A 13,028-nucleotide genomic window follows, 5' to 3' on the forward strand; every position below is an offset into this window, starting at 1 on the left:
TGCAACGAGCGCGCGGCGCGAAATGTCGCACGCCGCGCGCTCGCCTTACAGCACCTGCGTCAATCCGCGCGCAATACGATCGTCGCGAGCGGCGGCAGCGTCAGTGCGGCGGAATGCGGCCAGCCGTGGCTCGATTGCGGATCGGTGTGGATCAGCCCGCCGTTGCCCATATTCGAGCCGCCGTACACGCCGGCGTCCGTATTGAGCACTTCTGTCCAGCGCCCGGCGCGCGGCATGCCGATCCGGTAACCGACTCGCGGCACCGGCGTCATGTTGCAGACTACGACGAGTTCGCGGCCGGCGCCATCGGTGCGGCGATAGGCGAAGACGCTGTTGCCGCTGTCGTCGCCGATTAGCCATTCGAAGCCGCCGGGTTCGCAGTCGAGCAGATATAGCGCGGGCTCGTCGCTATACAGACGATTCAGGTCGCGCACCAGCTTCTGCAGGCCGTGGTGGTTCGCATCGTCGAGCAGATGCCAATGCGGCGACGTATCGTGGTCGAATTCCGCCATCTGGCCGAATTCGCCGCCCATGAACAGCAGCTTCTTGCCCGGATGCGTCCACATGAAACCGAAATACGCGCGCAGGTTGGCGAACTTTTGCCACCTGTCGCCCGGCATCTTGCCGAGCAACGAGCCTTTGCCGTGCACCACTTCGTCGTGTGACAGCGGCAACACGAAGCGCTCCGAATACGCGTACACCATCCCGAACGTCATGTTGTGGTGATGGTATTGGCGGTAGACCGGGTCTTCTTCCATGTAGTGCAGCGTGTCGTGCATCCAGCCCATGTTCCACTTGAACTGGAAACCGAGGCCGCCGTCTTCGACACGCGCCGTCACGCCAGGCCATGCAGTCGATTCCTCGGCGATCGTGATCGCGCCCGGCACGCCAGGCACATAGCCGACTTCGTGATTCAGGCGCTTCAGGAACGCAATCGATTCGAGGTTCTCGCGGCCGCCGTAAATGTTCGGCACCCACTGGTCAGCGGCGCGCGAATAGTCGCGGTACAGCATCGACGCCACCGCATCGACGCGCAAACCGTCGACGTGATAGCGCTTGAGCCACGCGAGCCCGGAGGCGATCAGGAACGCGCTCACCTCGTTGCGGCCGAGGTTGTAGATCATCGTGTTCCAGTCCTGGTGATAGCCTTCGCGCGGGTCGGCGTGCTCGTAGAGCGGCGTGCCGTCGAAATCGACGAGACCATGCGCGTCGTTCGGAAAATGCGCGGGCACCCAGTCGAGAATCACGCCGAGTCCGGCTTCGTGCGCCTTGTCGACGAAGCGCGCGAACTGTTGGGGTTTGCCGAAGCGCGCGGACGGCGCGAATTGCCCGAGCGGCTGATAACCCCACGATCCGCCGAACGGATGCTCGGCAATCGGCATGAACTCCACGTGCGTGAAGCCCATGCTTTTCACGTACGGAATCATCCGCTCCGCGAGTTCGTCCCAATCGAGTCCGCGCTGACCTTCTTCCGCGACGCGCAGCCAGGATTCGGCGTGTACTTCGTAGATCGAAATCGGCGAGCGCGGAGTCTGCTTGTCGGCGCGCGATTGAATCCACTCGTGGTCGGTCCACGGAAACTGCTCGACCTCGTCGACGTGCGCCACGACGGAAGCGGTGCCCGGCGGCTTCTCCGTTTGCATCGCGCAGGGGTCGGCCTTGAGGGGCAGCGGGTGCCCGTCGCGCGACAGCAGTTCGTATTTGTAGCGCGTACCAGGACCGACACGCGGCACGAACAATTCCCACACGCCGGCCTGGTGCCGCAGCCGCATCGGATGCCGGCGGCCGTCCCATGCATTGAAGTCGCCCACCACGGAGGCGCGCCGCGCGTTCGGCGCCCACACTGCGAAGCGCACACCCGGCACGCCGTCCACTTCCATCGGACGGGCGCCGAGGCATTCGAGCACCGCATAGGGATCGCCGCCGGCGAGGCGCCCCAGCGGCTCGTCGCCGAGAACGGGACCGAACGAATATGTGTCCTCGATTTCTTGGACCACGCCATGCCAGTCGATCCGCAAACGATACGGCGCCGCGGACGTAACACGGCCGGCAAAGAGCCCCGGCCGCAACTGTTCGAGCTCGCCGAGCAGCGCACCGTCGGCGCGCGAAATTACGCTGACGTGCGCGGCGTTCGGCAACAGCGCGCGCACCACCGGACCCGCGTCCGTGTGATGCAACCCGAGCTGCGAGAAAGGATCGGGGTGGCGCGCTTCGACGAGCGCGTCGATATCGAGCGGTTGGAGGCCCGCGGCCGGATCATGCTCACTCATAGTCGCCCTCGGCCGGATTAGGCGGTGTGGCGGCGCCTGGCGCCTGGGTTGAGGAATCGTGTGCCTGCGTGCCGGTATCGCCGAGCAGGCGGCTGGTGAGCGCGGCGAGGCCGCGCACGGGCAAGCTGAGCCACGTCGGGCGGTTGGCCGCTTCGTAACGGATTTCGTAGGCGGCCTTTTCGATCAGGAACAGATCGAGCAAGGCCTGTTCGGCTTCGGGCGCGACGAGCGGCGTCGGCGCCTCCGCGGCGGCCGTGCGGTACTCGCTGAGGAACGTTTCGGCGGCATGCATGCGAAAACGTTCGAACAACGCCCGCTTGCGGTCGGCGGTCTGTTGCGGCGCGGCTTCCGTGGTGGATTGCGCCGCCGCGCTCGCGTACGACAGCGAGCGCAGCAGACCGGCCACATCGCGTAGCGGGCTCGACTTCTGACGACGCTCTTCGAGCGTGCGTGCCGGCTCGCCTTCGAAGTCGATCAGATAAGCGTCGCCCTGCGCGACCAGCACCTGGCCGAGATGGAAGTCGCCGTGAATACGAATGCGCAGCGCGCCCGTGTTGGCGGAAACGAGCGAACCGATGGCGGCAACCAACGCAGCGCGGCGGTCGATCAGGCTTTGCGCGAGTGCCTTGGTTTCGGGATCGCTCATCTGCTCGATGCGCGGCGCGAGCAGATCCAGCGCGCTGGCGAGCATTGCCTGCGTGCCGTCGATCCATGCTTTCACCTGCTCCGCGCTGGCCGGTTCCGGCGCGAATGCCGGGTCGTCCGTCGGCGAGGCAAGCGCCACGTGCAGTTCGCCTAGCCGCCTGCCGATAATGCCGGCCAACGCGCTGTAGCCTTCCATCAGGATCGATTCATTGGCACGGTCCGGCGCCGACTGCGCTTCGGTATCGACGGCGATGGCGAGTTCGTCCACCGAGCGGCGCAGATAGTCGAGCGACCAGTTCCACGCGTCGCCCTGATTGTCGATGAAGCCTTGCAGAATACAGAGCGTGTGCGGCACGCCTTCCGGATCGACGCGCACCACTTCGCCATACAGCGGCGCGGTGTTCGCGTAGCCCAATTGCGTCAGGTAGCGGCTGATCTCCGCTTCGGGATGGACGCCGCTGACGAGACGGCGCACCAGTTTCAGCACGGCGGCATCGGCGATGATCAGCGAACTGTTGCTTTGCTCCGCCGCGAGCCACCGAATCTCCGGCCGCTCGCCAAGCCCTTCGAGTTCGGCGAAACGTTCGGTCGGCAGGAACCTGATTTCGCTCTTCTGCACGGTCGGCACGACGGCGCGCTCGCGTAGCTTGCGCATCACGCCGTGCGCGAAGATCGGCAACGCGAACGCGTCCGTCAGATGCCCGACGTTGCGGCCTCGCCGCACGCGCGCAAGCGCCAGCTGCATGAACAGCGGGAAAGTGGTTTCGCCGCCCCATGTGATCGCGATCGGTACGACGTAGCGTTCGGTGTGATTGCCCACGTCCGCTTCGATCTCGGTGAAGGCGAAGCCGCCGTTCGGGATCGTGGTCAATGCCGCCAGCCGCACGGCATGCATTTTCTGATCCTTCGACGCAAACCAGCGGCGCCGGCTCAGCCACGAAGGCAGCACTTCCGATTCGAGCAGGCGCACATTCTCCGGCGTCGGGCCAACCTGGCCTTCGCGAATCACGATCGTGACGAATTCCGGCAGCGGTTCCGAATGCGCCTGAGCCCACGTCGGACGCTGGCCGCCGGGGCACAGCATGAACCACAGGAAGCCATACGGCGGGAACGTCAGCAGATAGGTCAACTGGCCGATCGCCGGGAACACGGAATCCGCGGTCATTTCGATCGGCACCGAACCGTTGAACTCGGACAGATCGAGTTCGACCGCTTGCGGCGCGCGCGACAGATTCGCCACGCACAGAATGGGCGGCTCACCCGGCATCTCACGCAGATACGCGAGAATCTTGCGGTTTTCCGGCTTCAGGAAACGGATCGTGCCGCGCCCGAAAGTCTGTTTCGCGCGGCGCGTGGCGAGCATGCGCCGGGTCCAGTTCAGCAGCGAATGCGGATCGCGGCTTTGCGCTTCCACGTTGACCGCGTCGAATCCGTACAGCGAGCCCATGACCGGCGGCAGCACCAGTTGCTCAGGGTCGGCGCGCGAGAAACCGCCGTTGCGATCCGACGACCACTGCATTGGCGTACGCACGCCGTCGCGGTCGCCGAGGTGGATGTTGTCGCCCATGCCGAGTTCGTCGCCGTAATAGATCACGGGCGTGCCGGGCATGGAAAGCAGCAGCGAATTGATCAGCTCGATGCGGCGGCGGTCGCGCTCCATTAGCGGCGCGAGACGGCGGCGAATGCCGAGATTCAGCCGCGCGCGGCGATCGCTCGCGTAGGTATTCCACAAATAGTCGCGTTCGGAATCCGTGACCATTTCCAGCGTCAGTTCGTCGTGATTGCGCAGGAAAATCGCCCACTGGTTCGTGGCGGCAAGGTCCGGCGTTTGCCGCATGATGTCGGTAATCGGGAAACGGTCTTCGCTCGCAATCGACATGTAGATGCGCGGCATCAGCGGGAAGTGGAACGCCATGTGGCATTCGTCTTCGTCGCCGAAATATTCTTTCACGTCTTCCGGCCACTGGTTGGCTTCGGCGAGCAGCATCCGGTTCGGATACTCGGCGTCGATGGTGGCGCGGATCTTTTTGAGCACCGCGTGCGTTTCCGGCAGGTTCTCGTTGTTCGTGCCTTCACGTTCGACCAGATACGGCACTGCGTCCAGCCGCAACCCGTCAATGCCCATATCGAGCCAGAAGCGCATGACCTGCAGCACTTCCTTCAAGACGGCTGGATTGTCGAAATTCAGATCGGGCTGATGCGAGTAGAAACGGTGCCAGTAATACGCGCCCGCCACCGGATCGTGTGTCCAGTTGGACGGCTCCGAGTCGATGAAGATGATCCGCGTTTCCTGGTACTTCTGATCGGTATTCGACCATACGTAATAGTTGCGATGGTTCGAACCGGGTTTCGCGCGGCGCGCGCGCTGAAACCACGGGTGCTGGTCCGACGTGTGGTTGATCACCAGTTCGGTGATCACGCGAATGCCGCGTGCGTGCGCTTCCTGAATGAAGCGCTTCACGTCGGCGATCTGACCGTAGTCGGGGTGCACATTGCGGTAATCGGCGATGTCGTACCCATCGTCGCGCCGTGGCGACGGATAGAACGGCAACAACCAGATCGCGTTCACGCCGAGTTCGGCAATGTAATCGAGCTTCGCAATCAGGCCGGGGAAGTCGCCGACGCCGTCGTTATTCGCGTCGAAGAACGACTTGATGTGTACCTGATAGATGATCGCGTCTTTGTACCAGAGCGGATCGTCGCTCAACGCCGCAGGTTTGCCGCGCCGGTTCGTGCGCTGCCTGGCCGTGTTGCCAGGGGCATTGCCCACGGGTGACTGTGTGGTGGTTTGAGCTGGATCGTCACGCTTCATGTCGCACCTTCCGTTGGGGTTGGGTTGCCAGCGTCTGCGTGATGAACGCTGTCGGAGTCGCTGTCGGCTTCATCCGGCCGTTCGGCGGGCAGGCCGCCGAGCGGCGCGATGCGCCAGATCGAGAACGGCTGGCCCGACCCGAGCTGCACGTGCTGCCAGCGGCCGTGCCATTCGAAGCGCGCGCCGGTCATCTGGTCGGTGACTTCCAGCGGGCCATGATCGTGCAGATTCCATTTCTGGAAAGTCTCCCACGACAATTCGATATCCGCGCCCTGTTCATTGAACGGGTCGAGATTGATCGCGACGAGAATCACGTTGTCGCGTGATTCGGTGGCCTTCTCGAAGAACAAAACGTTGTCGTTATGCGCGGGCAGGAATGTCAGGCCGAGATGCGTTTGCAATGCCGGGTTCGCACGGCGAATCCGGTTCAGCGCAGTGATCTCGGGAACGATGTTGCCGGGCCGGTTCCAGTCCCACGCGCGTAGCTGGTACTTCTCGGAGTCGAGATATTCCTCGCTGTTCGGCAGAGCAGCGGCTTCGCACAACTCGAAACCGCTATACACGCCCCACAACCCGGCCAGCGTCGAGGCGAGCGCGGCGCGAATCAGAAACCCCGTGCGGCCCTGCGATTGCAGATGCCGCGGGTTGATATCCGGCGTATTGACAAAGAAGTTCGGCCGGTACGAATCACGCGCGCCGGTTTGCGTGAGTTCGGTCATGTACTCGATGAAATCGCGCTTCGATTCCCGCCACGTGAAGTACGTGTACGACTGCGAGAAGCCGATCTTGCCGAGCCGGTTCATCATGCGCGGCCGTGTGAACGCTTCGGCAAGGAAGATGGTGTCCGGATAGCGCGCGCGCACATCGCCGATCACCCATTCCCAAAACGGCAGCGGTTTGGTGTGAGGGTTGTCGATGCGGAAGATATGCACGCCCGCTTCGATCCAGAACAGGAACACGTCGCGCAGCGCGAGCCATAAATCCGGCTTGGCGTCGTGCGCATAGAAGTCGGGGTTGACAATGTCCTGATACTTCTTCGGCGGATTTTCCGCGTAGCGCAGCGTGCCGTCGGGGCGCCACGCGAACCACGTTGGATGCTCCTTGAGCCACGGGTGATCCGGCGAGCACTGCACTGCGAAGTCGAGCGCGATTTCGAGGCCGTGCTCATGCGCAGCGGCGAGCATCGCCTTGAAGTCGTCGAGCGTGCCCAACTGCGGATGCACGGCGGTGTGGCCGCCTTCGACTCCGCCTATCGCATACGGGCTGCCGACATCGCCGGGCTGCGCGGTCAGCGTGTTGTTACGGCCTTTGCGATTGGCCACGCCGATCGGGTGGATCGGCGGGAAATACAGCACGTCGAAGCCCATGTCGCGAATGCGCGGCAGTTTCTTCGTCACGTCGGCGAAGGTGCCGTGGCGCGATTCGTCGTCGCTCATCGAGCGCGGGAAGATCTCGTACCAGCTCGCGAAGCGTGCTGCGGTGCGGTCTGCGTCGATCTTGTAGATGACCGGATCGCGGCTCAGGAACGGCCGGTGGCGCGCAGCGGTCATCGCCCTCGCCGTGGTCGGCGCGAGCAGCAGCGCGAGCTTCGTTTCAGCGTCGGCTTTGGTGAACTCCTTGACGATATGTTCGAGCGGCGCGGTAAGCGCGCCTTCCGAGGTTTCCACTTCTGCAAGCACGAGCGCGAACAGATGCGCGGCTTCGTCGAGTTCGAGTTCGACGGTTTGCCCCGCCTTCAGCTTCTTCTGAATATGTTCGACCAGTGAAGCGAAGTCGTCGCGCCACGCGATCACGGTGAACTCGTGGCGGCCCATGCGGTCGAGCGGAATGCGCGCTTTCCAGATGTCGAGCCCGGCGGGTTGAGCCGGCGTCATCAGCACTTCATGCCACGCGGTTTCGTCGGCGGCGCGCCAGATCACGGCGGCGGCAATCTTGTCGTGACCTTCGGCGAAAATCGCGGCGGTGATTTCGGCGCGTTCACCCACGGTGCGCTTGGCCGCGAAGCGGCCGTTATCGACCGAAGGCGTCACGCTTTCGATCGCCACGCGCGGCGCGTTGATCGCTTCGACCACGGTCTTGCGGCCGCTACGCTTGCTATTCGCTTTGTCGATGGGCGGCGCGAGACGGATCGGTTTCTCCGTGATGGCGCGAAACAGGCGAACCGCGCCGGGTACGAGCGCGAACGGCGTGAGCGTGGCGGGCGAAGCGCTGGCGGAGGCGTCGAGCGGCACGAAGCGCGTGAAGTTGCCCGGCACGCCCGCGAGGAAGCGCGCAGGATCGACGCGCACCGGCGCGCCGAGGTCGGGGTTGATCGCGATCAGGATGGCCTCGTCGGCGTCGCGCGGGTCGCGTTGGTCGGCGCGCAACAGGACCGCTGCAGGTGCGCCGGGCCCGCTCAGCGGGCGCAATTCGCCGTTGGCGTGCAGCGTCTTCGTATCGCGCGCAACGTGGTTGGCGTGCGTGACGTGTTCCGAGAGATCGAATGGTTTGGCCTGAACAGCGAGGGCGAACTGCGAAGCATCGCCACGCGTTTGCGACATGGGCTCGGTGATGCCGTATTCGAAGCCCATCGGCATCATCCAGCCCGTGCCGATCGAAACCGACGTGTACAGCGCGCGCCGGTAAGCCCGCTCGACGATGGCGGCGTCGTGAGCATCGCCCAACTCGGCGGCGAGGCGGGTGCCATAAGGCGCTTCCGGAAACGCGATCGGTGTGCCGAGGCGCGCGAGCGCGGCATGTTCTTCGACCATCCAGCTGGAGCGGAAGTCCCACCAGCGCACCGACGAGAACACGCTGTCGAAGCCGGCGCCGTCGAGGCCGGGCAGATCGGCGCGAGCAAGGCCGGGTGTGGCGGCGAGAAAGCGCGCCTCGGGATGCTTCGCGCGAACCGCGTCGACCAACTGCCGCCAGACGGCGCTCGGTACGCGGTGCGGCGAATCAAATCGGAAGCCGCCCACGCCGGCGTCGGCGAGCGCCAGCAACTGCCGGGTCCACCATTCGACCAGCGCGGCGCTGCTGCCGGCGTCGTTGAAGTTGGCATAGGCGACGTTGTCCTCGCGATGCACATGACGCGGGTCGAGCCGCGCCTCTTCAGACTCGAATGCGTGGAACCAGTCGGCATGTTCGGCGTACAGCGCGCCATCGGCGGCCATCCGGTCGATCACCAGATCGACCAGCAAGGTCAGCCCGCTCTGCGCGGCGCCGTTGGCGAGCGTGCGAATTGCCTCGGTGGCGGGCTGTTGGGCCTCGAATACCGGATGAAGACGGTCATGGCTGCCGACCACCTGTCCGTGGCCAGATCGTCCGGGCTCGAAAAGGCTGCCGATCAGCGCGTGATCGAAGCCCAGTGCGGCTGCATGCGCGAACTGCGCAGGCCATGCATCGAGTGGCCCAACCAGAAGTGAATGAAAAAAGTAAATCCGCGGCGCGTACCCGTTTGGAGATTCCATCGGTCGTTTCCAGATTCGTCCTGCTGCGGTGTGGATGCAATTGGCATGCGATCACAGCGCTCATTGGGCTTCCAGAGCCGGATACCGCGCGATGCAAGAAGCGAGGGCGCGTACTGGTCAATGTAGTGCAAAGATCGTCACGCCGCTGGCCAGTAAGGGGTGCTTTGACGCCAGGCGTCGATTGCACGGGCTGGCCAGATCGATTCGGAAGACGCAGCAAACGCTGTGCCAGTGCGGCTCGGGCGCAGCGAGGGATGGGAGGGCCGGGCGTCCCGCAGTGGGCCTCGCCGGAAGATGCGACGGTAGACGCGAGGCATTGGCGCGAGGCCGCGAACGGCCGCCGCGTGTAAAACGGGCGGGAGGCGCCCGGGATTTACACGCGAAGGGTGAGGGACTGCGCGATTGCCCGCAAAAGGCGGAGTTCTATGCGGCAGAGGCGGCGCGAGGGCGCGCTCGTGCCGGCAGGTTCACGAGCCGAGCAGGCCCGCTGCGATATTCACGCACAACCCGAACACAGCGACGTTGAAGTAAAACGACAGGACCGATTGCGCGAGGGCGGCGCGGCGAACCGAACGCGAGCGCAGCATCACGTCCGACGTCTGCGAGGCCACGGCGATCGTGAACGAGAAATACAGGAAGTCCCAGTAGTCCGGGTGAAGCCCCTTGTCGGGAAACTGCAGCGGCGTCTCCGGGGCATCCGGGTCGTAGTAAAGGCGCGCGTAGTGCTGGGTGAAGATGGTCGGGATCAGGAACCAGGCGCCGAACATCGTCAGTCCGGTCAGCGCGTAGTGCCAGACCGTGGAAGCGCCCGCTGTTCCCTTTGCCGATGCCAATTCCAGCACGATGGCCGCAATACTCGCAATGGTCGCCACGCAGATCACCATGAGCACGACGCCCGCGTTCTCGTCGTCGCGCCGGGCGGATTCGCGCACGCCGCCTTCGTCGGCAAGGGCCATGTAGACCCAGATCATCGCCAGGTAACTCCAGATGGCGGCGTCCCAGCCGACCAGCACGCGAACCATCGGGCGCGTGTGCGCCGGCACGGCCAGCGCCGCGATGATGCCGAGCGCAAGGCCGACCAGCATGCGTGGCCGATTCCGAAGAACTTGTGGAAGATATTTTGTCAGCATGGAATGGCGTGTGAAGGACTCTCGGTTTCGCGGATTCTACCCGGGCTTCGACCTGTATTTGTCGAATGGGCGGCTCACAGGCTATAGTCTTTCGCAACGCGCTTGCGTGCCGCTTTCAATTGAAAGGCGATTGGCAGGCGGCAGTTTTTTGCCCGTTCATGCCATGCAGTGCGCACCGTTTCATACGGATGTCATCAGCACAACGTAGCTCGGCTCGCATGGGGTTCGTGCGGGCTAACAAGACAGACCGCTTAAGCGGCTTCAGGCCAGGTTTGGGGTAGAAGATCGACGCCACGCGCGAACGGCACACCGCCGGGGCCGTGTGGCAAGTTGAGAACGACTCACCATCTGGAGTCCCCATGACAGATGTTCCCGAGAATAATGATGCGCACCACGAGGTGACGCATCCCGCAGGCTTGTCGTCATCAGCTTCGTTTTCAGCGTCGCGTAGAGCGTGGGTGCTCGGTGCGTGCGCCGCGGCCGCGGCGTTCGCATTTGCCGGCGCCGGCCGCTCACTTTCATGGATCGCCCCGGCATGGGCCGATGCGCCCGCAGGCGCCGGGCTCGATGCCTTCCTCGCGCTCTCGCAGCGCCTCACAGGCCGCACCGGCTTCGACGCCACGCTCGGCAAACGCGTCTATGACGCCCTGGCCAAATCCGACAATCATTTCGACCAGAACGTCGCCGCGCTCAACACATGGCTGCAGGGCCACGGCGGCGTGCCATCGGATACCGTCACACAAGCCTTGCAGGCCGATCAGCCTGAGCTCGCGAAATCCGTCGGCGCGATCATGCGCGCGTGGTATCTCGGCCTCGTGGGCGACACGCCGCATGTAGAAGTGGTCGCTTATGAAAAGGCGCTGATGTTCGAGCCCGTGAAGGACGTACTGACGATTCCGTCTTATTGCCGCGACGTGCCGTTCTACTGGACAAAGAAACCGGTGAATGCCTGAACGTCGTTTCTCTTGCGTGTGCCGCAGCGTTCGATCGAATCGTTCGACGCCGCTCCGGCACGCGCGTACAGCAAGCCAGCATAAGTGCTCTGCACGGGACCCGCGTGACGCGTTCAAGCGAACTCGGGTCGACACAAAAGAAGAGAGAGGGCAACAATGGCAAACACAAACTCTGCCGATATCGTCGTGGTCGGTTCGGGCGTGGCAGGCGGACTGGTTGCGCATCAGATGGCGCTGGCCGGCGCGTCGGTGATTCTGCTCGAAGCCGGGCCGCGCATTCCGCGCTGGCAGATCGTCGAGAACTTCCGCAATTCGCCGGTCAAGTCCGACTTCGCGACGCCTTATCCGTCGACGCCTTACGCTCCGCATCCCGAGTACGCCCCCGCCAACCATTATCTGATCCAGAAGGGCGACTATCCGTACAACTCGCAGTATCTCCGGCTGGTGGGCGGCACGACCTGGCACTGGGCGGCCGCGGCATGGCGGCTGTTGCCGTCAGATTTCCAGTTGCGCAAGCTGTACGGCGTGGGGCGCGACTGGCCCTATCCCTATGAAACGTTGGAGCCGTGGTATTCGGCGGCGGAGGTACAACTCGGCGTGTCGGGTCCCGACAATTCGATCGATCTCGGTTCGCCGCGCTCGAAGCCGTATCCGATGAGCCAGCTTCCCCTCTCTTACATGGATCAGCGCTTTAGCGACGTGCTCAATGCGCACGGCTTCAAGGTCGTGCCCGAGCCGGTGGCGCGCAACAGCCGTCCTTACGATGCGCGGCCCACTTGTTGCGGCAACAACAACTGCATGCCGATCTGCCCGATCGCCGCGATGTACAACGGCGTGGTGCATGCGGAGAAGGCCGAACAGGCCGGTGCGAGGCTGGTTTCCGAGGCGGTGGTGTACCGCGTCGAAGCGGACAACAAAGGGCTGATTACAGCGGTTCACTACAAGGACCCGAACGGCAACAGCACGCGCGTGACCGGCAAGCTGTTCGTGCTCGCCGCGAACGGCATCGAAACGCCAAAGCTGATGCTGATGTCCACTTCCGATAAATTCCCGCACGGCGTGGGCAACAGTTCCGATCAGGTGGGCCGCAACCTGATGGATCATCCGGGCACGGGCGTCACGTTTCTTGCCAATGAACCGCTGTGGCCCGGACGCGGGCCGATGGAAATGACCTCGATCGTGAACTTCCGCGACGGCGCGTTCCGCTCCGATTACGCGGCGAAGAAACTGCATCTGTCGAATGGCGTGCCGACCATGGCCGTGACCGCCGCACTGCTGAAGCAGGGCCTTACCGGCGCCGAGCTCGACCGGCAGATTCGCGACCGTGCGTCGCGCACGCTGAGTATCAACAGCTTCCATGAGCATCTGGCGGAGCCGCAGAACCGCGTGCTGCCTTCGGCGGATCACAAGGATTCGCTCGGCATCCCGCAGCCGGAGATCTATTACTCGATCAATGACTACGTGAAGAAAAGCGCAGCCAATACGCACGAACTGTACGGGCAGATCGCCGCGCTGTTCGGCGGCGCCGAGGTCTCGTTCGACGACACCTTCGCTCCCAACAATCACATCATGGGCACGACGATCATGGGCAGCGATCCGGCGAATTCGGTCGTGGATGCGGACTGCCGCACGCACGATCACTCCAATCTGTTCATTGCCAGCAGCGGCGTGATGCCGAGCGCGGCATCGGTGAATTGCACGCTGACGATCGCGGCCTTGTCGCTGAAACTGGCCGACAAGCTCAAGCGTGAAATCTGAGCCTGAACGGA

6 protein-coding genes are annotated in these 13,028 nt (G+C 63.8%); 2 read left to right on the forward strand and 4 right to left on the reverse strand.

Annotated features, from left to right (window positions below; genetic code table 11):
- Positions 1–59 precede the first annotated feature (59 nt).
- From glgB to P0D70_RS06280, 4 genes are all read right to left on the reverse strand, one after another.
- A complete protein-coding gene (gene glgB / locus P0D70_RS06265) occupies positions 60–2,270 on the reverse strand; it encodes a 1,4-alpha-glucan branching protein GlgB (protein ID WP_408183620.1) in 2,211 nt (736 codons plus the stop codon).
- A complete protein-coding gene (gene treS, locus P0D70_RS06270) occupies positions 2,263–5,727 on the reverse strand; it encodes a maltose alpha-D-glucosyltransferase (protein WP_408183622.1) in 3,465 nt (1,154 codons plus the stop codon). The genes glgB and treS overlap by 8 nt, the downstream gene beginning before the upstream one ends.
- Positions 5,724–9,176 carry an alpha-1,4-glucan--maltose-1-phosphate maltosyltransferase gene (locus P0D70_RS06275; RefSeq protein WP_408183624.1) on the reverse strand — a complete coding sequence of 1,151 codons (3,453 nt, stop codon included), beginning with the start codon at positions 9,174–9,176 and terminating at the stop codon, positions 5,724–5,726. The genes treS and P0D70_RS06275 overlap by 4 nt, the downstream gene beginning before the upstream one ends.
- Before the next feature lie 467 nt (positions 9,177–9,643).
- On the reverse strand, positions 9,644–10,306 hold the full coding sequence (locus tag P0D70_RS06280; protein ID WP_408183626.1) for a DUF1345 domain-containing protein: 663 nt from the start codon (positions 10,304–10,306) through the stop codon (positions 9,644–9,646).
- 359 nt (positions 10,307–10,665) lie between these two features.
- Here P0D70_RS06280 and P0D70_RS06285 point away from each other — a divergent pair, with 359 nt between their 5' ends.
- Positions 10,666–11,259, forward strand: a complete 594-nt coding sequence (locus P0D70_RS06285; RefSeq protein WP_408183631.1) for a sugar dehydrogenase complex small subunit — start codon at positions 10,666–10,668, stop codon at positions 11,257–11,259.
- Between the two features lie 156 nt (positions 11,260–11,415).
- Positions 11,416–13,017 carry a GMC family oxidoreductase gene (locus P0D70_RS06290; protein ID WP_408183633.1) on the forward strand — a complete coding sequence of 534 codons (1,602 nt, stop codon included), beginning with the start codon at positions 11,416–11,418 and terminating at the stop codon, positions 13,015–13,017.
- The last annotated feature ends 11 nt before the right edge of the window (positions 13,018–13,028 follow it).

Origin of the sequence: Paraburkholderia sp. RL17-381-BIF-C (genome assembly GCF_046026435.1) — a bacterium.
Classification (GTDB): domain Bacteria; phylum Pseudomonadota; class Gammaproteobacteria; order Burkholderiales; family Burkholderiaceae; genus Paraburkholderia.